This window comes from Hymenobacter gummosus (genome assembly GCF_003970915.1).
Classification (GTDB): Bacteria; Bacteroidota; Bacteroidia; order Cytophagales; family Hymenobacteraceae; genus Solirubrum; species Solirubrum gummosum.
Genome location: NZ_RXOF01000001.1, coordinates 732,870 through 754,287 on the forward strand (window position 1 = coordinate 732,870; position 21,418 = coordinate 754,287).

A 21,418-nucleotide genomic window follows, 5' to 3' on the forward strand; every position below is an offset into this window, starting at 1 on the left:
AAGCTACTCCGCGATTGCTGTGAGTGCAAGAGGTATAAGGTGCTGGCTTAATCCTTCTGGCGGATGCAGCTATTTACTAAAGCTGAATTTAGCACAAAGGCATAACAATAGGTTTAGGAGCGTGCATCGCATGAATGTCATCTGATGTGAAAAGGGTAGGAGTCTGACATCCTATCAAACTGTATAGGTATTAAGAGAAAATAGAGCTCTCTGTTGTTTTTCAACACAGTATCTACCGTCCGCCGCCGAACTTGATGGCGAGGTAGCCCTGGATGACGCGGTTTTTCAGGCGCGGGTCGTTGGCGGAGCGCACGTCGGAGAAGTCGGCAATGTCGTTGAGGCCGGAGGTGAAGCGGCCGCCCACGGCGAAGGTCTTGCCCAGGTCGATTTCGGCACCGGCGCAGAGGCTGAAGTCCTGACGCTTAAACTGGTCGGTGACCTGGCCCTGCACCGAGCCGTACTGCGGGGCGCCGTTCTGGATGCCGGTGAACTTGGTGCCTTTCTGCTCGGCCTGCAGCATCACCCCGAACTGGGGGCCCCCCTGCAGGTGCACCGGCCCGAGCTTGACGTCGAGCAGCACGGGCACCGTCAGGTAGTAGAGCCGGGTGGTGTAGTCTTCGTTGTCGGACTTGAACTCGGAGCCCTGCACGGAGTACTGCACCTCGGGCCGCAAGGACAGCGGCCCGACGAGGTTGTAGTTGTAGAACGCCCCCACGTGGAAGGAGGTGTTGTACTTGGTGTCGACCTGAATCTGTTCCCCGTCGAGCACGGCCGCGTTCAGGCCGCCTTTGATACCGAAATATTGGGCCTGGGCGGCCGGCAGGCCCAGCAGGGCCGCGAAAGGCAGAAGTAGCAGCGTACGTTTCATAGCGGAAGCAAAGTTCGGGGGTAGAACGCAAGAATCGACCCAAGCGCGTATACGCAAATGATGTGATGCCCGGCGCCCGACCGTAGCCGCGTATTTTTCGCGGGCCAAGACGGCCGTACCGTGCCACCCGGCGGCCCGCGGCTGCGTCCTTGCCCCGTTCGTCTGCTTTTTCACTTACCTCTCAGCTTTGCCCGCGCCCTTCACTTTCGTCCGCCTCAGCTACCACTCCGGCGACTGGGACGCCGTGGACGAGCGGATGCCCGCCAACCTGCTGCACTCCCTCATCGAGTACACCACCGTCAAAATCAACCCCAAGGAGAAAGTGGTGGCCCTGGATTCGGCGGAGCTGTTTCAGTACCCGTTCTGCTACCTCTCGGGGCACCGGCTGGTGCAGTTTACGGCCCAGGAGAAGAAGAACTTCACCCAGTACGTGCGCGGCGGCGGCTTCGTGTTCGTCGACGACTGCAACCACGACATCGACGGGCTGTTTGCCCGCTCCTTCGAGGAGCAGATGCGCCAGTGCTTCGGCACGGGGGCGCTGAAGAAGCTGCCCAACACGCACCCCATCTACTCGCAGTTCTTCAAGTTTAAAGACGGCCCGCCCAACACCTCGTTTGAGCTGAATGGCTGGGGCGACGACCTCGTGCACGACTACCTCAAAGCGGTGGAAATCAAGGGTCGCATCGGAGTCCTGTATTCCAACAAGGACTACGGCTGCGAATGGGACTACGACTTCCGCAACAAGCGCTTTTTGGCCGCGGACAACACCAAGTTCGGGGTCAACATCCTGCTGTACGCGCTGACGGCCTAATGGCACCCCGGCTTTCGGCTACCAGCAGATGCCCAGGGCCATACGAGCATCGAAATTGATGCGCTGGGCAGCTATGGGGGCCACGTGGTCGAGGTGGTATACCTGCCGCTCCCGGTAGGCACTGTTGCGCCGCACGGGGTGCTGGTACGAAGCGCCCATGCTGATGTCGAGCGTGAGCTGCGGCCGCCGTTTGGTCAGCGCCGCTTCCACTCCCCAAAATCCGCCTATGCTCAATCGGTCGGCCTCGGGGTGGATACCGTCGACCACGGGGTAATCATTGCGCCAGCTCAGCCGCCGGTAGCCGATGAGTGGACCGGCGTACAAAGAGCCGGGCCGGTGGCGGGTTTCGTCGAACAACAGTTCGTGAAATCGTAGCTGCAACGTGAGGCCTTCTACCCGCCGCGGCCACACGCCACCCCCATGCAGCCAGTCGAGTTGCAAGCTTCGGCGGGCAGACAAGTAATACTGCGCCGACACCAACCAGTGCAACCGCATCGGCAGTTGTCCGTGCCGCGACGTGGGCGCAGAGGCAGCAGCCAGCAGCCCCGGCCGCAATACATCAGCCCTTCAAAACTATCCGCGGCATCCGGCGCTCCGCCGAATCGGGCGTCTGGGCCTGGCCAGCCACCGGGGCGCCCACCAGCAGCACTCCGAGCAACACTGGAATTTTGTGCATCCACTTCACGCTGCTCGGAGTTAGTAGTTAACTATCAGATACAACTTACATTTCTATGCCTCAACTGTCCGGCAAGCCCCCCACGACCCGCCCCTAGAAGCGCAGGCCCAGGCCCAGGCGCATATCGGGCAGTACCGGCACGTTGCCGTACACGGGCTTGCTTTCGTAGTAGCTGGGGTAAGGCGAGTCGGATACGAAGCGCGTGCGGCCCACTTGCTGCCAGGCCATGGCTCCGCCGGCCACATCCACCAGCAGCCGGCCCCGCAGCGCCACCGGCAGCTGCGCGCCCACCAGCACGCCGGCGCCGGCGAAGCTTTTGCGGGTATCGTAGCGGGCGTAAGCCAGGTCGCGCACAGCCCGGAAGCCGAGCGTGGGGGCCACGTACAGGCCTACCGGCTGGCCCGCAAACTTGCGCTGCAGGTAGTAGCGGCCCTGCACCGAGACGCCGGTGCGGCGCTCCTGCGGCGTGCCGCCGTTGAGCAGGCCTTCCACTACGGTGCTCGTGCGGCCGCCCCAGTGGTGCTCCACCGAGGCCAGCACCGGCAGCACCGCTCCCTGGGGCGCCCAGAAGTTGTAATCAAAGTTGGACCAGAGCACCGCGGTGGCATCGAGGCGGACTACAGTGCGGCCGAGGCCGGGCGCGGCGGGAGTCGGAGCAGTAGCAGCGGGGGCCGCTTCCTGGGCAAGGCCGGGCAGGGCAGACAGCGACATGAAGGCGGCGAGGAGGACGGTGGCGCGCATGATAACGGGCGTTGATAAGAGGAGTGGCGGTTGGTTTTTGCTTGGGCCAAAGCACGGTGGCCGCCCGCGCCCGGCCTAATCAATAGCCGCTCTTATCAGACTTTACAAACCACGCTTTACTCGGGCATAATCACCGCAAACAACTGCCTTAGCCTTATAGCAGCGGTAGTAGCTCCGACTTTAGCCAATTGCAACGCGTCACGTTTAGTTATGGCTAAGCCGGACTATCCTCCCGCCAGTAGCAAGGTTATCAGCAGCGCCCCCAGGCCGGCCAGCGCCGACGTTACCAGACCCATACGCCTGGAGCGCAGCCAGCCGCTCAGGCCGATACTGGCCATGAGGGTGTAGGTACCGAGCAGAAAACACAGCATCCCCGCAACCCTAGCGCCCATAATGCCGCCCTTTGCCACATTCGCCGGTGCCTGCGGGTGCAGCACCATCACGAGCTTGGTCATGGCCACCACCGTCACGATAAACGCTACCGAGGAAACCGCGGCACTGGCCACGGCCCAGCGCAATACCCGCTGCGGTGTATTTTGCGTGAGCAGGGTACCGAGGAATGCCGCGGCAAATCCGCCCAGAAAGGCGCTGATGGAGCCGAGCTGGCGGGCTATTTCAGCCAAGTGCTCGGGCGACAGGTTTTGCATAAGTCGAGGAACAGGATAAGCTGCCCCAATAAACATTCCCCGGTCCCAACCGTTGCACCAGCTGCCCTTTGCCGCGGCCGCGCCTGATTATCAACTTACGCCGCCTGCTTGCCTTCTCATTTCATACACGCCGTTTAGCCGCCCGTTTTGACCGAACAAGAACTCCACCGCCTACTCGATAAGCTGCCCCGCCTGCGCCAGGAAATCGGCAAGGTCATCGTGGGCCAGACCGCAGTGCTCGACGAAGTGCTGGTAGCCCTGCTGGCCGGCGGCCACGCCCTGCTGGAAGGCGTGCCCGGCCTGGCCAAGACCCTGCTGGTGCGCACCCTGGCCGCCGCCACCGACTTGTCGTTTCGCCGCATCCAGTTCACCCCCGACCTCATGCCCACCGACATCCTGGGCACCGAGGTGCTGGAGGAAGACCACGCCACCGGGCGCCGCACCTTCCAGTTCGTGCGCGGGCCCATCTTCGCCAACCTGGTGCTGGCCGACGAAATCAACCGCACGCCGCCCAAAACCCAGGCGGCCCTGCTGGAGGTCATGCAGGAGTTTGAGGTAACCTACGCCGGCCAGACGCACCCGCTCCCCGACCCGTTCTTCCTGCTGGCCACCCAGAACCCCATCGAGCAGGCTGGCACCTACCCGCTGCCCGAGGCCCAGCTCGACCGTTTCCTGGTCTACATCCGCATCGGCTACCCCTCGGAGCAGGAGGAGCTGGACATTCTGCAGGGCACCACCGGCACCGCCGGCCAGCAGCCCGAGCCGGCCATCGGGGCCGAGGAGCTGAGCCAGCTGCGCCGACTGGTGCGCGAAGTCACCATCAGCCCCGAGCTGCTGCAGTACGTCACGCGCCTGGTGCGCGCCACCCGCCCCGACGGCTCCCCGGTGAAGTTTATCCAGGACTACGGCCGCTGGGGCGCGGGCCCGCGTGCCGGGCAGGCCCTGGTGCTCTGCGCCAAAGCCCGCGCCCTGCTGCACGGCCGCTTCGCCGCCACCATGGACGACGTGCGCCAGCTGGCCGCCCCGGTGCTGCGCCACCGCCTGCTGCTGAACTTCCAGGCCGAAGCCGACCGCCTCACCCCCGACGACGCCGTGGCCGCTTTACTGCAAGCGGTGAAATTGTGAGTTAGTGAAATGGTGAGTGCCGTTCTGACTGTGCTACTTGCGCGGGTCCGGCCTCCCGAACATCAACTCCCCAATCACCATTTCACCATCTCACCATTTTGCTCGACGCTGCTGCTCTTCTTGCTCTTGGCAACCTGCCCCTGGTGGCCCGGCTGATTGCCGACGGCGCCCAGGCCGGGCTGCACCCCAGCCGGCGGCGCGGGGCGGGCCTGGAGTTCAGCCAGTACCGCCCCTACCAGCCCGGCGACGACTTGCGCCGCCTCGACTGGCGCCTGGCCGCCCGCTCCGACCGGTATTACCTGCGCGAGTCGGACGTGGATACGCGCCTGACGGTACGCCTGGTGCTCGACGCCAGCGCCTCCATGAACCACGCCGACGCCGCGGGCGTGAGCAAGCTGGCCTACGCCCGCCTGCTGCTGGCCGGCCTGGCCCACGTGGCCCGGCAGCAGAGCGACGCCGTGGGACTGTACGTACTGAGTGCCAAAGGCCTGCAAACCGTGCCGCCCCGCGAAGACACCGGACAGCTGCCGCGCCTGTTTCACGCCCTCGGGGCCGCCACGGCCACCGGCACGCTGCCCGCCGATGCCACTACCGCCGCCCCGCTGCTCAGCCGCCAGGGCAATACGCTCACCGTCATCCTATCCGATTTCTACGACCTGGAGCCGCAGTCGGCGCTGGAGCGGCTGCTCACCCAGCTGCGCGCCGCCGGCGGCGACGTGCTGGCCCTGCACCTGCTGGCCCCCAACGAATTGACCCTGGACTACCCGGCCGCAGCTACGCTCGAAGACCTCGAAACCGGCCAGCGCGTGCAGCTCGACCCAGCCCAGCGCCCCGCCTACCAGCAGCAACTGCAGGCCTGGCTGCGCAGCACCGAGCAGAGCATCCGCGGCCACGGCCTCGACTACCACCGCCTGCTGACCAGTGAGCCGCCCGCGGCGGCCCTGCGGCTGGTGCTACGCCGCCGCCAGGGCCTGCCCGCCTGAGTTTCGCGCAGCCCCCAGCCCCGCGCCTTCGTCTGTCCTTAGCCCCGCCGTTCGCCCCCTTGCTCACTTTCGCCAATCCTGCTGCTTTGCTGGCCCTGCTGGGGCTACTGGTGCCGCTGGCCATCCACCTCTGGAACCGGCGACCCGGCCGCGTGGTGCCGGTGGGGGCCCTGCGCTGGCTGACGGCCGGGGCCAACCGCCGTATGCGGCAGCTCCACCTCACGCAGTGGCCGCTGCTGCTACTGCGCCTGCTGCTGCTGGCGGTGCTGGCGGCGGCGCTGGCCGGTCCGCGCTGGCAGCAGCCCCCGCGGCCGGCCCGGCCGCAGGTGCTGGTGGCGCCGGCGGTGCTGGCTTCCCCCGCCTGGCCCCTGCTGCGCCCCCGCGTCGACTCGCTGCGGCGGCGGGGGGCCGAGCTGCGGGCCTTCGCCGCGGGCTTTCCGCTGCTGCCCGATTCGGCGGCCGAGCGGGCCGCGGTTCGGCAAGACTCGGCTGCCCGTTCGGGGGCGGCGGCCGACTGGTACTGGCCCCGGGCCGCCGAAGCCGCCGACAGCTTCCCCGGGCAGCCCCTACACGTCTTTACGCCCGCCACCCTGGCGCATTTTCAGGGCAGCCGCCCCGCCCTGCCCGCCCGCCTGCACTGGCAGCTGGTCCCGCCGGATTCGGCCACCCAAACCTGGCTACAGGCCGCCGCCCGCCCCACCCCCGACTCCCTGCGCCTGACCGTAGGCCGTGGCGACGCCGGGCGCATCCGGTTCCGCACCGAATACCGGGTCACGGCTAATTCGCAGCCGCTGCGCGTAGCGGGCCTGCCGCCGCTGCAGCTAAATCAGTCCCGCAAAGGCGCTGTTATCCGGCCGCTAACTGACTCTGGCGCCGCCCTGCCGGTGAGCGGGCCGCTACGCATTGGGGTGGCGTATGAAGCTTCGCGGCGCGACGATGCGCGCTACCTGCGGGCCGCCCTGCGCGCCGCGGCGTCGGCCCTGCCCGCGGGCTACGAGCTGCAAGAGCAAGTTCTGCCGGCGGCCGATTTCCGGGCTGATTCGCTGGACTGGCTGTTCTGGCTGGCCGAGGCGGCTCCGTCGGCGACGGTGGCCCAACGCGTACCCCAAGGCCTGACGCTGTTGCGCGACGCGGCCGGCCCCGGCACCGCCACGACTTCCATTTTTACGTCCGACGCGCAGCAGGGCATTACCCACGAGTTGCAGCGTATTGTTGCCGCCCCAGCTTCCGCCGCCGTGCTGTGGACCGATGCTCAGGCCCGACCCGTCCTGACGCTGAACCGCCGGGGCCGCGGCCGCGAATATCAGTTGCTCACCCGCCTGCACCCGCAATGGAGCAGCCTGCCCACCGACGGCCGGCTGCCCGAGGTGCTCCTGGCGCTGCTGGCCCCTGATTCGACCCCTGTCACCGGCCCCGACCCGCGCCGGCTCGACGCGGCGCAGCTGCTCGGCCCGGCCGCTAAGCCGGCTACCGTCGTCCGCCCCCGCCCCGCCGCCCGCTTCCGCGACCTGCGCCCCTGGGTGGCCCTGGCCGCCGGCCTGCTTTTCGCCCTCGAACGCGTCCTGGCGGCCCGCCGCCCTGCTCCTACCGCATGATACCCGTCGCCGATTCATCCGTAGCCGCCGCCCGCGGACAGCTGCAGCGCCTGCTCCGCCGGCACCGCTGGCGCAGCATCGTCACCGTATTGCTCGTGGCCCTGGGTATGCTGCTGGCCTTACTGGGCGCTTACCACCGCTGGCCGGGCGCCGCGCCGCTGCTGCTGGGTATTGGCACGGCCGGCCTGCTGCTGCTAGCCGCCGCGCTGTGGCCCCTGCGCCGCCTCGACGCTCCCGCCCTGGCCCGCCGCCTCGACCTCGCCTTTCCCAACCTGGAAGACAGCACCGGCCTGCTCCTGGCCGACGCTCCGACCGGCCTGCTCGGCCCGTTGCAGCAGGAGCGCGTGGCCCGGCGCCTGCCTGAGCTGCCCCTGCACAACGCGCTGCCAGCCCCCTGGCGCGGCCGCCTGGTGCTGGCCGCTGCCGCCGCCCTGCTGGGTCTGTTGCTGTGGCGCTGGCCGCTGCCAGTTCTGGCCCCCGCGCCAGCGCTGCAGCCCCGCTTTGCGGGCCCGCCACCCAGCAGCAGCCCGGTCCCGCCCACGCCCGTGCGTTTGCTGAGTACCCGCATCCGCCTGGCCCCGCCGGCCTACACCCGCCAGCCGGCTTCCGATGCGCCCCAGCTTTCGTTTCGCTGCGCACAGGGCACGCTGGTGCGCTGGACGCTGCGCCTCAGCCGGCCCGACGCCCCGCCCCGCCTGCTGGTGGCGGGCCGGCCGCCGGTGCGCTTCCGGGCCGTAGCCGGGCGCCCGGCCGAGTTTGTGGCCGAGTACCGCTTCACCCGCTCGGCCCTGTACCGCCTGCAACTCGCCGGGCAGGCTTCCGACGACTACGCCGTGGACGTGCAGCCCGACGCTCCGCCGACGCTGCGCCTGCTGGCGCCCCGGCCTTACACGCTCATTGCCGCCACGGAGCCGCCCACAGTGGCCGTGCGCGTGGCCCTGCGCGACGACTACGGCCTGCGCCGCGCCCGGCTGGTGGTTACCACGGCTCAGGGCGAAGGCGAGGCGGTGAAGTTTCGTGAAACCGTGACGGACCTGAGCGCCGCCCTGGGCGCGCAGCCGCGGCAGCACACGGCCACCGCCACGCTGCGCCTGCCCGCGCTCGGCCTCACCTTCGGCGACGAGCTGTACGTGTACGCCGAAGCCTGGGACGCCCTCGGGCAGCGTAGCCGTACCGAAGCCGCGCTGGTGCAGTGGCAGGACACCGCCCGCACCGACGCAGTAGCCGCTATTTCCCTTGGCGTCAACCAGATGCCCGCCTACTTCCGCAGCCAGCGCCAGATTATCATCGACACCGAGAAGCTGCTGCGCCAGCAGCGGCAGCTGCCCCCGGCCGAGTTCCGCAGCCGCGCCAACAACCTCGGCGACGACCAGAAGATTCTGCGCCTGCGCTACGGCAAGTTTCTGGGCGAAGAAGGCAGCCACGGTCTGGCCGAAGCCGCCCCGCGCCCGCCCGTAGCCGACGAGGACGAGGAGCCTGCCCACTCGGCCGACGACGGCCACGACCATGGCCACGACCACGCCGCCCCGCCCACCTCGGAAGGCGGCGCCCCCACTGCCGACGAATTGATGGCGCCCTACCAACACCTGCACGACGACGCCGAAACCGCCGACTTCCTGGAGCCCCAGGTGAAGGCCAAGCTCCGCGCCGTGCTCAGCCAGATGTGGGACGCCGAGCTGCGCCTGCGCCTGGCCCAGCCCGCCGATGCCCTGCCCTACGAGTACCGCGCTCTGCGCCTGCTCAAGGAAGTGCAGCAGCAAACCCGGGCCTACGTGCGCAAATCCGGCGTCGACCTGCCCCCGCTGCCCGAAGCCGAAAAGCGCCTGACCGGCGACCTGTCGGCCGCCGTAGCCCCGCGCCGCCAGGGCCAGCGCCCCGCTCCGGCGGCCACCCAGCCCGCCGTGCGCCGCGCCCTGACGCTGCTGCAGGCTTACCGCGCCGGCCAGCGCCCCGCCGCCGCCGATTTGCCCCGCCTGCGCCCCGCCGGCCAGGTCCTGGGTACGGCCGCCCTGCAGCAGCCCGGCGCGGCCTTGCCGGCCCTGCGCGCTTGGCGCCGCCTGCTGGCCCAGGTGCAGGCCGGCCAGCCCGTAGCCCCGGCCGACGCCGCAGCGGTGGAGCGGGCCTTTGGGCAACTGCTACCCTTGCCGGCCGCCACGCCGCAGCGCCCCACGGCTACGCCGCTGGCCCGCCGCTATTTCCAGGAACTTAGCCGCTGATATGCCCCTCCCCGATTCGTCCGGCCACTTCCTGTACTACGCCCACGCTGCGCTGTGCCTGCTGCTGGCCATCGGCCTGGCCTGGCAAGCCTGGCGCGCCAGCCGGGGCCGACGCCGTCTGCTGCGCCTGCTGGCCAGCCTACTCGCTGCGGCCGCTCTGTGGCTGACCGCCTATCCGCCTCAGCACCGCGCCCCGGCTGCGGCGGCCGGCGCGGCCGTGCTGCTCACTCCCCACTACTCCCTCGATTCGGTGCGGGCCTTACAACGGCGCCTCGGCCCGCTGCCCCTGCTCTCCTACCGCCCCGCCACCGCCCCGGGCGGCGACACGCTGCCGCTGACCTCGTTGGCCAGCCTCGCGACGCAACGGCCGGCCTTGCGGCAGCTGCACGTGTTTGGCATCGGCCTGCCCGCCGCCGATGTGCCAGCACTGGCCCCCGCGGTGCAGGTGCTCACCCACGCCGATGCTGCTGGCTCGTACTTCACTGCCGGTGCCTGGCCGCGGCAACTTGTGCTGGGGGAGCCGCTGCTGGTGCGGGGCAGCTTCCACGGCCCCGGCCCGGTATGGCTGCGGCTGATTGGAGCCGGCGCTCCACAGGACTCGGTGCTCTTGTCCGCAGCCGGGGCGTTTCAGCTGCGCTACCTGCCGCTCAACCTTGGCCCCCAGCTGGCTCGCCTGGAAGCCCGCCGCAACGGCCGCCTGATAGCCACCGAGCCCGTGCCCGTGCTGGTGCAGCCCGCCCGGCGACTACGGCTGCTGCTGCTGGCCGGCACGCCCTCCTTCGAGCTGAACCTGCTCAAAAACCACCTGGCCGGCCGCGGCCACCAGGTGGCCCTGCGCGTGGCCATCAGCCGCGGCCTGCAGCAAACCGACGTACAAAACCGCCCCGCGGTCGACCTCACCCGCCTCACGCCCAACCTGCTGCGCGGCTTCGACGCCGTGGTAGCCGACGCCGACGCCCTCAACGCTCTGACCAGCTCCGAAGCCCGTACCCTGGCCCAGGCCGCGGCCGACGGACTGGGCGTGCTGCTCACCGGCGCGGCGGAGCTACCGCGCAACCTGCCGGGCCGGGCCGCCTTCAGCCTGCTGCCCCGCCCTGCCACCGCCACCGAAACGCCCCAGCCCATCCGCTGGGCCACCGACCGCGCCACCATTGCTCTGCCCGCCGTGCTAAAGCCCACGCTCCAAACGCAGTTGCTCGTCGCGGGGCCGGGCGCTGGTATGGGCAGCGCCGCCAGCCACCGCCGCAGCTGGGGCACGGTGCTGGTGGCCACACCCGCCACCACTTTTCAGTGGCTGCTGGGCGGCCAGACGTCCCGCTACGACTCGTATTGGCGCACGCTGCTAGGCGCCGTGGCCCGCCCGCTGGAGCAGCCCGCGCACTGGGCACTGCCGCTTTGGGCGCGGCCCGATGAGCCCCAACCGCTGCACTTGCTCGCGGCGCAGGAGCCCGGGCTGGCCGTACGCGTAACGGCCCCGGCATCCGTGCCGCTGGCATTGCGCCAGCACCCGCAACGGCCCGACGTGTGGCAGGCCCGCTACTGGCCCCGGCAATCGGGCTGGCACCGCGCGCTGGCGCCCGACCAGGATACGGCGTCCTTCTACGTATTCGGCCCCGAGGACTGGTTGGCTCCGTTGCGGCAGCAGCGTCTGCTGGCCCTGCAGCAACGCAGCCCGCAGCCCGCACCCCCTTCACCTCCCGCGAATAGCCCGATGCAGCCGTGGCTGCCGGCCGGCTGGTACTTTGCCCTGTTCGTGCTGGCGGCGGGCTGGCTCTGGCTCGACGAAAAGCGCTGATGGGCGCTAGTACCGGATGCTGGGGTGGCCGCTCAATTGCGGGTCGTGAGCCTCGCCCACCAGGTATTGTCCCACCTGCAGCACGCAGCTTGGCACCAACAGCTCCGCTCCTGTACCGGTTTTCTCCTGGCCCGAGCCCGCTCCGCCGATTGGTCCGGGGGTACTTAGGGCCGCTGCGGCCCCGCCGTCAACTACTCTGATTAATACGTCGTCCTTGCGCACAGTCTCTCCTGACGATGTTTCGGGCTCAAAAATACGCGCAAAAAATTCTCCGCCTAGTGCCATCAACGCAAACCGCCCGGACTTCTCCGAGGAGAAATCCGGGCGGCGGACTAAAGCCAGGGGGCTGACGCGAGGTCAGCCGGCTTCACTACTGAGCCGGGGTCGTGGTGGCTTCCGTGGTGGTCGTGGTGGTGGTAGCCGGAGCAGCAGCCGTGGTGTCGGCCGGAGCAGCAGCAGCAGCAGCGGTGTCTACGGTCGTAGCCTCGGTGGTGGTGGTTTCCGTGGTGGTAGCTTCCGTGGTTTCGGCAGCTTTGTCACCGCACGAAGCGAGGCTAACTACGGCGAACATGGCGGCTACTTTCAGCAGATTTTTCATCTGTGTGGTAAGTTTGAAAATGTTGGTCTGAAAAACGCCCTTCATACCGGGGAACCGTAGAGGTAACCCACCGCAGAAAATATTTTTTCGACGGGTTACCGAACGAGCGTTAAGGGATTAAGAACGAGTAACTGCGCATGGGCAAGGGACAACCTTCCTACACCGACGAGGAACTGCTGGCGGGTATCCGCCGCGGCGACGACCGGGCATTAGCACACATGTACCGCCAGTATTTACCCACGGTCATCCATTTGGTCACGCAGAACAGCGGAACCGAAGACGAGGCCAAGGATATTTACCAAGAGGGCGTGATGGTGTTTTACGAGAAGATCCGCGAGGGCACGCTCGAGCTGAGCTGCCAGATCAAGACCTACTTGTACGCCGTGTGCCGCCGGCTGTGGCTGAAGCGGTTGGCCGAGAAAGGTCGCTACGGCGGCCGCTTGGACGACCACGAGCCCTACCTCGAAACCGGCGCCGAGGCCGATCTGGCCGACGCCGAGGAGCGTGACCGGCAATTCGCCCTGATGAGCGAGGCGCTGGTCCGGCTCGGGGAACCGTGCCGGTCCTTGCTCGAGGGGTTCTACCTGCTCGACAAGTCCATGCAGCAGCTCACGGCGGAGCACGGCTACACCAATGCCGACAACGCCAAGAATCAGAAGTACAAATGCCTGGTGCGTTTGAAGAAGTTGTTTTTCACCCAGTACAAGGAAGAACCGCTGCCCTAACCCGACGCGCCCCCTCCCTGCCCTGGCGGGACTCACACCCGCCCCCTGCGTTATGATGACCGAAGCAGATTACTACGCCTTCTTCGACGATTACCTGAATAATCGGCTCGAGGAGCCGGTGCGCCAGAACCTGGAGCGCCGCCTCGCCGCCGACCCCGTGCTGGCCGAGCGCCTGGCCGATTACCAGCGCCTGACCGGTACGCTTACTGCTTACGGCCAGCGCCTGCGCCTGAGCGACAAGCTGCGCGCCATCCAGGCCGAAATCGACGCGGAAGAGGAGGAAGTGGTCGAAACCGGCCGCCCCGAGATGCCCGTCATGCGCATCTCGCGCACCGAGCAGTGGCTGCGCGAGTTCTGGCACGGACACCGCGCCACCATGGCCGTAGCCGCGTCGGCGGCCGTTATTGCCGTGTTTGCCACCTTGCTGGGCCTGCAGCTCTGGAACACCAGCAACCAGCCGGGCTCGGCCGGTTACGCCAAGCTGCGCCTGGAAGTCAACCAGCTGAAGAACGCCCGCGCCAAAGACCGCCGCGCCATCAACCAGGTAATCAACCAGCTGGGCGTGGCTGCGCCGGCCGTGCAGGGCAAGTTCAGCGGCACGGGCTTTGCCCTCACCTCCGACGGCTACCTGGTGACCAGCTACCACGTGATTCAGGGCGCCGACTCGGTGCTCATCGAAGGCCGCGACAAGCAGCGCTTCCGCGCCGAGGCCGTTTTCTCCGACGTGGCCCGCGACCTGACCATTCTGAAAGTCAACGACCGGCACTTCCAGGGCTTTGGCCGCCTGCCCTACACGGTGAAGCGCACCCAGGCCGACCTGGGCGAGAAAGTGTACACCCTGGGCTATCCGCGCGAAGACCAGGTGTACAACGACGGCTCCCTGAGCGCCCGCTCCGGCTTCCAGGGCGACACGGGCTTCTACCAGATCAGCATCCCGGTGAACCCCGGCAACTCCGGCGGCCCGGTGCTCGACGACCGGGGCAACCTCATCGGCGTCATCAGCGGCCGGGAAATGGACGTGCAGAGCGCGGCCTTTGCCACCAAGTCCTCGTACCTGGCCCGCCTCGTGGACTCCCTGTCGGCGGCCCCGAACCCGCACACCTACAACCTGCCCAAGCAGAACCAGCTGGCCGGCCAGACGCGCCCCCAGCAGATTCGCAAGCTGCAGGACTTCGTCTTCGTCGTCAAGGTATTCTCGAAGTAAACCCGCCGATTTCCGCCTCACATAAACAGCCGAGCGCCGTGGCCCCAAGCCACGGCGCTTTTCGTTTGGGGCTACCAGCAACGGTTCACGCAGCAGTCATTGCGAGGCGCAGCCGCGGCAATCGTTCCTCTAGTAGCACGGCCGCCACAACTGGCAGAAACCAAAAAATCATCAGCACGAAAACAGCCCCACCCAAAACCAGAGTTTCTTGGCTTCGGGCGGGGCTGTTTTCGGGTAGTAAGGGTTGTAGCGTCGTGCCGCGAGAGGAACGATTGCCGCGCTTCGCTCGCAATGACTGCGGGGTGAACCGTCTGCGGAAAAGCGGCTAGCGCAGCTGAATGGTGCGGGTACGGCCGTTGACGGTGATGGACACGATGTTGTCGCAGGCCTGGGTGCCGGTGGGGTCGTAGTTCAGCAGCAGGGTTTTCTCCTTGGAGGTGTTGATTTCGACGGTGCCGGCAGTGAACAGGCGGGCGCAGCCGCGCTGGAACACTTTCTTGAGCGGCTGCTGGATGGTGGCCGTGTACGACACGCCCCGGCGGTTGGTACCCGTCACCGAGCCCGTCACGGAGTACTCATCGTCGAGGATGCTACGGGTGCCCTGGCCGGCCGTCTGGGTATAGGTGCGCTGCGACGACCACGCGGCCGTGCCCTGCGCGGTGACGACGCTGGCGCCCTGCACATCGAGGGTGTACACCCCGCCGCCGGTGTAGGTGATGGTGCGGGTGCCGGCGTGGGCGTTGCCATTGACGGAGAAGCCTACCAGCGTAATGACCACCGAGGAACCAGCCTGGCGGTGCTGCCCGCTGAACACGGCCACAATCTGCCCGCGGCGCACGCGCCCGTCGCGCCCCACGCAGCCGTTCTGGTCGAAGGTAATGGTGAGTGTGCGGGTGGCCGCGTCGTAGCTACGCGTCACGCAGCCGTTGCCGATGGCGGCCAAATCAGCAGTCGGGGCCCAAGTGGCTGAGCCGCCGCGGCTCACGTCTTCGGGGGCATTGGCGTCGACGTACTCGAAGGTGACGGCGTCGGTGCTTTCGGCGTCGGAGTTGTCCTCGGCCGAGTAGGTGCTGCTGGGGCCGAAATCGGCTTCTTTGCCGCAGCTAAACAGGCCGGCGCTGAGACCAAGGCCAAGGACGGAAAACAGCAGGGGGCGGTAGTAAGAGCGAATCATGGGAGTGCGGAGCAAAGTAAGTGGAGAAAGTGTGGTTAGTCCCGGGTTTCGCTTGCTTGGAAGTGGCGGCGGCCACGGAGTTTAAGCCTACCTGAAAAAATATTTTCCGCATCGGGAACTTCGGTAGCCCAACCGCACACGCAGCCCCGCGTATAGCCTTGATTGCCGGCTGCCAACCGGTTTTGCCTATGCTGTCGTTGCCCCGAATTTTACTTCTGATAGCGCCCCTGGGGCTGCTGAGCTGCGGCGCCGGCGAACGGGACCCCGTGGCTGATGCCAAGTTCGAGAACGGGCAGCGCATTGAGCGCGAGGACGTGACCAAGCGCCAGGAGCAGGACGCCGATTTTGTGGTAGAAGCTGCAACGGGTAGCAGCTTCGGGGCGGCCCTGGGCCAGCTCGCCACCCGCCAGGCCAGCAGCCCCGCGCTGCGCACCTTCGGGCAGCAGCTGCAGCGCGACGCCGGCCAGCTGGGCGGCGCCTTGCGTACCCTGGCTACCCAGAAAAGCCTGACCCTACCCGAGGGCCTCAGCGGCCGCCAGCAGGACGCCATCGACGAACTGACCCGGCTGCGCGGCGCGGCTTTCGACAAGGAGCTGCTGGAAGTGGCTACCGACTACCTCGACGACGCGCAGGATGCCTTCGACGACATGGCCGACGATGCCTACGACGGCGACATCCGCGGGGTGGCGGCCAAGTACGCGCCCACGCTCAAAAGCCACTACGAGCGCGCCGACGAGCTGCAGGACCAACTGCCCAAGTAGCGCCGGCTCGCTTTACCATCACCCAACCAACACCTTGACTCAATGAAACGCTTCACCTTGCTTCTGGCGCTGCCCCTGGCCGCAGCCCTTACGCTCAGCTCCTGCTCCGACGGGGCCAAGCGCGACGACGCCACCGCCGGCGACGCCGTCACCGATATTGACAAAGCCCGCGAAGAAGGCGGCGTGCAATCCGACGCCGTGGTTATCGACAACGACGCGGGCCCTACCGTCACGGCTGATGCCGACTCGGCCGCTGCCGCCCCCGACTCGGCCCGCTAACGCCCCTGACCACACCTAAGTAACCTTATAGTTGCCGCGCCATTCCTAACCCCACTTTCCCAAAACACCCATGAAAAAGTATCTGCTGCCCGTTGCTTGTTGCGCGGCGCTAGTATTCGGCAACGTTGCCTGTACCGACAACCAAAAGACGGCGGACAACACCGAAACGGCCAATAACGAGGCCAACGACAACTACATGCGCAACGCCACCGACGGCGAAACCAACGCCTCGAACGACGGCGACACTACCGGCGCGGCCACCGCTGCCCCCGCCGCCGACCCCACGGCTACCGCCCCGCACAAAGACGACCCCGAGTTCATGATGTCGGCCGCGCACAGCGACCAGAACGAAATTCAACTCAGCAAGCTGGTGCTGGAAAAAGGCGCGACGGGCATGGTGAAAGACCACGCCAACATGATGATCAAGGACCACACCAAGTCGACGGCCGACTTGATGCCCATTGCCAAGAAGAAGGGCGTAACCCTGCCCACCGACATGGACGCCGAGCACAAGGCCATTGCCGAGCAGATGAAAACGCTGTCGGGCAAAGAGCTGGAGCAGCGCTACCTGCAGCAAATGCAGATGGACCACCAGAAGACGCTGAACACCCTGCAGGCCCACAGCACCATGACCCAGGACGCCGACCTGAAAGGCTTTATTGCCAAGGTGACGCCGGTGGTGCAGACCCACCTGGATATGTTCAAGAAGCACGCGGCCATGTAGCAGCCCGAGGTCAGCCTGCGGGTTGCCCTACACGATAAAAGCCGCTCCGGTCATGCCGGGGCGGCTTTGTGGTTTTGTGCGCCTTACTTCGCCGGGGCAGCCGTCCACTGCAGCTTGTAAGTGTCGCAGCCCAGGGCGTTGATGTTCATGCGAAACGTGCCCTTGGCCGCGGCCTTGCTCAGGTCGCCCTCGAGTTCGTAGCGCCAGGCCGTGGCGCCCCCATTGGGCGGGTCCACCACCACGCCGCGGATTTTGCCGCCCTGCACCGGAAAAGCCTTTTCGGGGCCGGCCGTGGTTTGTTCCAGCTTGCCGCTGCAGCGCCAGTAGCCCTCGAACGTCACATTCGATACGGTTTTGCCGTCGGGCGCCACGTCGAAGCTGATTTTGTCGCCCTTCATGCCGTTGCTGATGGGGCCAGTCCAGCGGGTAGGTTTGGGCGGCTCAAGGCGCGCAGCGTACACGGCGACGCTGAACAGCAGGGGAAATACCAAGACTTTCATGCACGGTGGGTGGTAGCGGAACAAAGAGCCCAAAATAGCCCGTTCGGCCTTTCGGGGCAACAAAAAAACGCCGCCGGTTACTCAATCGTAACCGGCGGCGCCGTGCGGTATTCGGGTGAGGCAGCGGCTAGGCGGCCTGCTCCTCGCCGTTGTCGGTGCCCTTGTCCACGGGCTTTTCCTCGGCGTACTTGCTGACTTTCAGCTCCTCGGCCAGGAAGCGGGCCGTGTGGCTTTTCTTGGCCTTGGCCACCTGCTCGGGCGTGCCCTGGGCCACGATGGTGCCGCCACCCGCGCCGCCCTCGGGCCCGAGGTCGATGATGTGGTCGGCGACCTTGATCAGGTCCAGGTTGTGCTCGATGATGAGCACCGAGTTACCCTTGTCGGCCAGCTTCTGCAGCACGTCCGACAGGTGCCGGATATCTTCGAAGTGCAGGCCGGTGGTGGGCTCGTCGAGGATGTAGAAGGTTTTGCCGGTGTCCTTCTTGCTCAGCTCGGTGGCCAGCTTCACGCGCTGCGCCTCCCCGCCCGACAGCGTGGTGGCCTGCTGCCCGAGCGTGATGTAGCCCAGGCCCACGTCGTCCAGCGTCTTGATTTTGCGCAGGATACGCGGCTGATTCTCAAAGAACTCCACCGCCTTCTCGATGGTCATGTCGAGCACGTCGGTGATGCTCTTGCCCTTGAAGCGCACTTCCAGCGTTTCGCGGTTGTAGCGGCGGCCCTTGCAGGTTTCGCACTGCACGTGCACGTCGGGCAGGAAGTTCATCTCGATGGTGCGGATGCCGGCGCCCTCGCAGGTTTCGCAGCGGCCGCCCTTCACGTTGAAGGAGAAGCGCCCCGGCCCGTAGCCCCGGATTTTGGCCTCCGGCAGGTTCGAGAACAGCTGGCGGATTTCGGTGAACACGCCGGTGTACGTGGCCGGGTTGGAGCGCGGCGTGCGGCCGATGGGCGACTGGTCGACCTCGATAACCTTGTCCAGGTGCTCCAGGCCCTCGATAGTCTGGAACTGCAGCGGCTCCTTCTTGGCGTTGAAGAAGTGCTTGTTCAGGATGGGGTACAGCGTGTCGTGAATCAGGGACGACTTGCCCGAGCCCGATACGCCCGTCACGGCCACCAGCTTACCTAGCGGGACTTTCAGGGTCACGTTCTTGAGGTTGTGGCCTTTAGCGCCTTTCAGCAGCAGCTCGGTGCCGTGGCCCTCGCGCTTTTTCTTGCGCAGCTCGATGTGCTTTTCGCCGCTCAAGTACTGGGCCGTGAGCGAGCCGCTGCGCAGAAACGCGTCCGGTTCCCCTTCGGCCACCACGTGCCCGCCGTGAATGCCCGCGCCGGGCCCGATGTCGAGCACGTGGTCGGCGTGGATGATCATGTCCTTGTCGTGCTCCACCACGATGACGGAGTTGCCCAGGTCGCGCAGGTGCTTCAGGGCGTTGATCAGCCGCTCGTTGTCGCGCTGGTGCAGGCCGATGCTGGGCTCGTCCATGATGTAGAGCACGCCCACCAGCTGAGTGCCGATCTGCGTGGCCAGGCGGATGCGCTGCGACTCGCCGCCCGAGAGGGTGCGGACGGAGCGGTGCAGGTTCAGGTACTCCAGGCCCACTTCCAGCAGGAAGCCGATGCGCTTGCGGATTTCCTTGAGCAATTCCCGCGCAATCAGGTTCTGGCGGTCGGTCAGCCGGTCTTCCAGGCCCTCAAACCAGCGGCTCAGCTCACCGATGTCCATGATGGACAGCTCGCCGATGTGCTTCTGGTCGATTTTGAAGTGCAGGGACTCCTTCTTCAGCCGGTAGCCGTGGCACTCCGGGCACTCGGTGGCCTGGGTGTACTGCTGAATCCACTCGCGGATGTTCTCCGAATCGGACTCCATCTGCCGGCGCAGGAAGGGAATGATGCCCTCGAACGGCTCCGAGTAAGTGGCTTTCTTCTTGTCGTCCTCGTCGTCGGGCTCGGGCACGCCGTTGAGCAGGCGCTCCACCAGTTCCCGCGGCAGCTTCTCGATGGGCGTGGTCAGCGAGGCCTTGTTCTTTTTGAGAATCAGGTTCAGCTGCTGAAAAATCCAGATGTCGCGGTACTCGCCCAGGGGCGCAATGCCGCCGCGGCTGATGCTCAGCTTGGGGTCCGGCATCACCGATTCCTCGGTAATCTGCTGAATCTCGCCCAGGCCGTTGCACACGGGGCAGGCGCCGTAGGGCGAGTTGAAGGAGAAGGTGTTGGGCGCCGGGTCGTCGTAGGCAATACCGGTGGCCGGGTCCATGAGGAAGCGCGAGAAGAACTGCGTCTTGTTCGCGTCGGGGTCGAGTACCAGGGCCGTACCCTTGCCGTGCGTCAGCGCCGATTGCATCGAGCCCGAGAGGCGGAACCGGTCGTCCTCCTTCACCACCAGCCGGTCGATGACGATTTCGATGTCGTGGATCTTGTAGCGGTCCACCTGCATCTTGCTGGTGATGTCGAGCAGCTCCCCGTCGACGCGCACCTTGGTGAAGCCCAGCTTGGCAATCTGCTGGAACAGCTCGCGGTAGTGGCCCTTGCGGCCCTTCACCACCGGCGCCAGCACCACCAGCTTGCGGCCCTCGAAGTGCTTGAGGATGTAGTTGATGATCTGGTCGTCGGACTGCCGGATCATCTTCTTGCCCGTCACGTAGCTAAAGGCTTCGGCGGTGCGGGCGTAGAACAGGCGCAGGAAGTCGTAAATCTCGGTGATGGTGCCCACCGTGGAGCGCGGGTTGCGCGAGGTCGTCTTCTGCTCGATGCTGATAACCGGCGACAGGCCCTCAATCTTGTCCACGTCGGGGCGCTCCAGGCCGCCCATGAAGGAGCGGGCGTAGGCCGAAAACGTCTCCATGTAGCGGCGCTGCCCCTCGGCGTAAATCGTATCGAAGGCCAACGAAGACTTGCCCGAGCCGCTGATGCCGGTGAAGACCACCAGCTTGCCGCGCGGAATCTGCACCGAGACGTTCTTCAGGTTGTGCTCCCGCGCCCCGTACACCTCGATGAACGGCGCCTCGATGGTGGCGGCCGAGGAGTGGGTGGCCGTGCGGGCCGGGGCCGCTACGGCCGCCGGCGAAGGCGCGTGGCCGTTGCTGGCTACGGGCGGCTCGTCGGTACCAATAGCAGCGGGTTCGGCCGGAGCCTTGGCGGCTTTGGCGCGCGGCGCGGCCGCGGTGGCAGACTTCTTGGTCGCCTTGGCCGGAGCTTCGGCGGCGGCCGGAGCCGCTGGTTTTTTCTTAGCCATGCAGTGCGTAGCAGATAAGCCCGCGAAAGTACGTTAAATGCCTCCCGCACGCCAGCCGCAACAAGTTATTTGCTAGCGGAATTAGCCGGATTGGCTAAGCGGGTTGCAGAAGGGTTTAACCCCGCGGGCCGCATTTTCGTTCGGGCATCCGTCGCACGGGCCCGGCAGCTTTAGCCGCCGCTGCTGTTCGTTACGTATGCGCAGCGGCGTAGTTTGGCGCTGTTGTTGCCACTTGCCTCGCCAACGTTGTTTCCCCACACCGTCATTTCCCATGAAAACGCTCATTCGCACCACGCTGGCCGCCCTGCTCCTGACGGGCACGAGCGGCCTGCTGACCAGCGCCCAGGCGCAGGTCAACGTCAATATCAACATCCCCAGCTGGGGCGTGGCCGCGCCGGCCGGCACCCAGTACTACTACGTGCCCGAGTACGGCGGCTACTACGACCTGCGCGCCCAGCAGTACATCGTGCAGCGCAATGGGCAGTGGGCCCGCGTGGCCTCGCTCAATGGCTACAACCCCAGCGGCTTCCACCCCGTCGTCATCGACTATGTGGGCGCCCAGCCCTGGGTGGGCTACACCACGCACAAAACCAAGTACGGCCACCCGCACGGCATGCCTCCCGGCCAGGCCAAGAAGATGCGGGGCGCCTACGTAGCCCCCGGCGGCGGCCAGGTTATCGTGGTCGATGGCCCGGGTGGTAAAGGCAAAGGCCACGGCAATGGACACGGCAACGGCAAGGGCAAAGGCAAGCACTAAGCCCTAAGTTGCG

20 protein-coding genes are annotated in these 21,418 nt (G+C 66.6%); 12 read left to right on the top strand and 8 right to left on the bottom strand.

The features are described from left to right. Positions 1-232 precede the first annotated feature (232 nt). The gene (locus tag EJV47_RS03150; protein WP_126691672.1) at positions 233-868 is read right to left on the bottom strand and encodes a porin family protein; all 636 of its coding nucleotides are present in this window, start codon (positions 866-868) and stop codon (positions 233-235) included. Between the two features lie 187 nt (positions 869-1,055). On the opposite strand from EJV47_RS03150, the gene EJV47_RS03155 reads away from it, so the two are divergent. After that, positions 1,056-1,679 carry a DUF4159 domain-containing protein gene (locus EJV47_RS03155; protein ID WP_126691673.1) on the top strand — a complete coding sequence of 208 codons (624 nt, stop codon included), beginning with the start codon at positions 1,056-1,058 and terminating at the stop codon, positions 1,677-1,679. Positions 1,680-1,697: 18 nt separating this feature from the next. Here EJV47_RS03155 and EJV47_RS03160 read toward each other — a convergent pair whose 3' ends face one another. The 3 genes from EJV47_RS03160 to EJV47_RS03170 form a co-directional block, all read right to left on the bottom strand. Then, on the bottom strand, positions 1,698-2,036 hold the full coding sequence (locus EJV47_RS03160; RefSeq protein ID WP_165903600.1) for a hypothetical protein: 339 nt from the start codon (positions 2,034-2,036) through the stop codon (positions 1,698-1,700). Between the two features lie 412 nt (positions 2,037-2,448). Continuing rightward, positions 2,449-3,096, bottom strand: coding sequence for a hypothetical protein (locus EJV47_RS03165; protein WP_126691675.1), 648 nt, complete (start codon positions 3,094-3,096; stop codon positions 2,449-2,451). 224 nt (positions 3,097-3,320) lie between these two features. Next, positions 3,321-3,743 carry a hypothetical protein gene (locus tag EJV47_RS03170; protein ID WP_126691676.1) on the bottom strand — a complete coding sequence of 141 codons (423 nt, stop codon included), beginning with the start codon at positions 3,741-3,743 and terminating at the stop codon, positions 3,321-3,323. Positions 3,744-3,890: 147 nt separating this feature from the next. On the opposite strand from EJV47_RS03170, the gene EJV47_RS03175 reads away from it, so the two are divergent. The 5 genes from EJV47_RS03175 (at position 3,891) to EJV47_RS03195 (ending at position 11,457) form a co-directional block, all read left to right on the top strand. Then, a complete protein-coding gene (locus EJV47_RS03175) occupies positions 3,891-4,868 on the top strand; it encodes an AAA family ATPase (protein ID WP_126691677.1) in 978 nt (325 codons plus the stop codon). Positions 4,869-4,966: 98 nt separating this feature from the next. Beyond that, complete coding sequence (locus EJV47_RS03180; protein ID WP_126691678.1) at positions 4,967-5,851, top strand: DUF58 domain-containing protein; 885 nt, start codon at positions 4,967-4,969, stop codon at positions 5,849-5,851. Positions 5,852-5,910: 59 nt separating this feature from the next. Beyond that, positions 5,911-7,446 carry a BatA domain-containing protein gene (locus tag EJV47_RS03185; RefSeq protein ID WP_126691679.1) on the top strand — a complete coding sequence of 512 codons (1,536 nt, stop codon included), beginning with the start codon at positions 5,911-5,913 and terminating at the stop codon, positions 7,444-7,446. Then, positions 7,443-9,662 (top strand): hypothetical protein, encoded by a 2,220-nt coding sequence (locus tag EJV47_RS03190; RefSeq protein ID WP_126691680.1) that lies wholly within the window; start codon positions 7,443-7,445, stop codon positions 9,660-9,662. The genes EJV47_RS03185 and EJV47_RS03190 overlap by 4 nt, the downstream gene beginning before the upstream one ends. Position 9,663: 1 nt before the next feature. Next, positions 9,664-11,457: a hypothetical protein gene (locus EJV47_RS03195; RefSeq protein ID WP_126691681.1), complete on the top strand. Its 1,794-nt coding sequence runs from the start codon at positions 9,664-9,666 to the stop codon at positions 11,455-11,457. Between the two features lie 370 nt (positions 11,458-11,827). Here EJV47_RS03195 and EJV47_RS03200 read toward each other — a convergent pair whose 3' ends face one another. After that, entirely contained in the window at positions 11,828-12,055 is a 228-nt protein-coding gene (locus tag EJV47_RS03200; RefSeq protein WP_126691682.1) for a hypothetical protein, read from the bottom strand. A 137-nt stretch (positions 12,056-12,192) separates the two neighbouring features. Between EJV47_RS03200 and EJV47_RS03205 the strand changes: the two genes are divergently transcribed. Both EJV47_RS03205 and EJV47_RS03210 read left to right on the top strand, forming a co-directional pair. Continuing rightward, positions 12,193-12,780, top strand: a complete 588-nt coding sequence (locus EJV47_RS03205; RefSeq protein ID WP_126691683.1) for an RNA polymerase sigma factor — start codon at positions 12,193-12,195, stop codon at positions 12,778-12,780. Between the two features lie 52 nt (positions 12,781-12,832). Further along, positions 12,833-13,984, top strand: a complete 1,152-nt coding sequence (locus EJV47_RS03210; RefSeq protein ID WP_126691684.1) for a trypsin-like peptidase domain-containing protein — start codon at positions 12,833-12,835, stop codon at positions 13,982-13,984. Positions 13,985-14,309: 325 nt separating this feature from the next. Here EJV47_RS03210 and EJV47_RS03215 read toward each other — a convergent pair whose 3' ends face one another. Next, positions 14,310-15,158 (bottom strand): hypothetical protein, encoded by an 849-nt coding sequence (locus tag EJV47_RS03215; RefSeq protein WP_126691685.1) that lies wholly within the window; start codon positions 15,156-15,158, stop codon positions 14,310-14,312. Positions 15,159-15,346: 188 nt separating this feature from the next. Here EJV47_RS03215 and EJV47_RS03220 point away from each other — a divergent pair, with 188 nt between their 5' ends. The 3 genes from EJV47_RS03220 (at position 15,347) to EJV47_RS03230 (ending at position 16,922) form a co-directional block, all read left to right on the top strand. Then, positions 15,347-15,919, top strand: coding sequence for a DUF4142 domain-containing protein (locus tag EJV47_RS03220; RefSeq protein ID WP_126691686.1), 573 nt, complete (start codon positions 15,347-15,349; stop codon positions 15,917-15,919). Positions 15,920-15,961: 42 nt separating this feature from the next. Then, positions 15,962-16,198 (top strand): hypothetical protein, encoded by a 237-nt coding sequence (locus tag EJV47_RS03225; RefSeq protein ID WP_126691687.1) that lies wholly within the window; start codon positions 15,962-15,964, stop codon positions 16,196-16,198. Positions 16,199-16,268: 70 nt separating this feature from the next. Beyond that, entirely contained in the window at positions 16,269-16,922 is a 654-nt protein-coding gene (locus EJV47_RS03230; RefSeq protein ID WP_126691688.1) for a DUF4142 domain-containing protein, read from the top strand. Positions 16,923-17,005: 83 nt separating this feature from the next. Here EJV47_RS03230 and EJV47_RS03235 read toward each other — a convergent pair whose 3' ends face one another. Both EJV47_RS03235 and uvrA read right to left on the bottom strand, forming a co-directional pair. After that, positions 17,006-17,422 (bottom strand): hypothetical protein, encoded by a 417-nt coding sequence (locus EJV47_RS03235; protein ID WP_126691689.1) that lies wholly within the window; start codon positions 17,420-17,422, stop codon positions 17,006-17,008. A gap of 127 nt (positions 17,423-17,549) precedes the next feature. Beyond that, complete coding sequence (gene uvrA / locus EJV47_RS03240) at positions 17,550-20,648, bottom strand: excinuclease ABC subunit UvrA (RefSeq protein ID WP_243650983.1); 3,099 nt, start codon at positions 20,646-20,648, stop codon at positions 17,550-17,552. Between the two features lie 271 nt (positions 20,649-20,919). Between uvrA and EJV47_RS03250 the strand changes: the two genes are divergently transcribed. Next, complete coding sequence (locus EJV47_RS03250; protein WP_126691691.1) at positions 20,920-21,405, top strand: hypothetical protein; 486 nt, start codon at positions 20,920-20,922, stop codon at positions 21,403-21,405. Positions 21,406-21,418 lie beyond the last annotated feature (13 nt).

What these genes read in the sequence shown, in the direction of transcription:
- EJV47_RS03150 (WP_126691672.1), bottom strand. Translation starts at nt 868, where the DNA reads ATGAAACGTACGCTGCTACTTCTGCCTTTCGCGGCCCTGCTGGGCCTG.
- EJV47_RS03165 (WP_126691675.1), bottom strand. Translation starts at nt 3,096, where the DNA reads ATGCGCGCCACCGTCCTCCTCGCCGCCTTCATGTCGCTGTCTGCCCTG.
- EJV47_RS03170 (WP_126691676.1), bottom strand. Translation starts at nt 3,743, where the DNA reads ATGCAAAACCTGTCGCCCGAGCACTTGGCTGAAATAGCCCGCCAGCTC.
- EJV47_RS03190 (WP_126691680.1), top strand. Translation starts at nt 7,443, where the DNA reads ATGATACCCGTCGCCGATTCATCCGTAGCCGCCGCCCGCGGACAGCTG.
- EJV47_RS03195 (WP_126691681.1), top strand. Translation starts at nt 9,664, where the DNA reads ATGCCCCTCCCCGATTCGTCCGGCCACTTCCTGTACTACGCCCACGCT.
- EJV47_RS03200 (WP_126691682.1), bottom strand. Translation starts at nt 12,055, where the DNA reads ATGAAAAATCTGCTGAAAGTAGCCGCCATGTTCGCCGTAGTTAGCCTC.
- EJV47_RS03205 (WP_126691683.1), top strand. Translation starts at nt 12,193, where the DNA reads ATGGGCAAGGGACAACCTTCCTACACCGACGAGGAACTGCTGGCGGGT.
- EJV47_RS03210 (WP_126691684.1), top strand. Translation starts at nt 12,833, where the DNA reads ATGATGACCGAAGCAGATTACTACGCCTTCTTCGACGATTACCTGAAT.
- EJV47_RS03215 (WP_126691685.1), bottom strand. Translation starts at nt 15,158, where the DNA reads ATGATTCGCTCTTACTACCGCCCCCTGCTGTTTTCCGTCCTTGGCCTT.
- EJV47_RS03220 (WP_126691686.1), top strand. Translation starts at nt 15,347, where the DNA reads ATGCTGTCGTTGCCCCGAATTTTACTTCTGATAGCGCCCCTGGGGCTG.
- EJV47_RS03225 (WP_126691687.1), top strand. Translation starts at nt 15,962, where the DNA reads ATGAAACGCTTCACCTTGCTTCTGGCGCTGCCCCTGGCCGCAGCCCTT.
- EJV47_RS03230 (WP_126691688.1), top strand. Translation starts at nt 16,269, where the DNA reads ATGAAAAAGTATCTGCTGCCCGTTGCTTGTTGCGCGGCGCTAGTATTC.
- EJV47_RS03235 (WP_126691689.1), bottom strand. Translation starts at nt 17,422, where the DNA reads ATGAAAGTCTTGGTATTTCCCCTGCTGTTCAGCGTCGCCGTGTACGCT.
- uvrA (WP_243650983.1), bottom strand. Translation starts at nt 20,648, where the DNA reads ATGGCTAAGAAAAAACCAGCGGCTCCGGCCGCCGCCGAAGCTCCGGCC.
- EJV47_RS03250 (WP_126691691.1), top strand. Translation starts at nt 20,920, where the DNA reads ATGAAAACGCTCATTCGCACCACGCTGGCCGCCCTGCTCCTGACGGGC.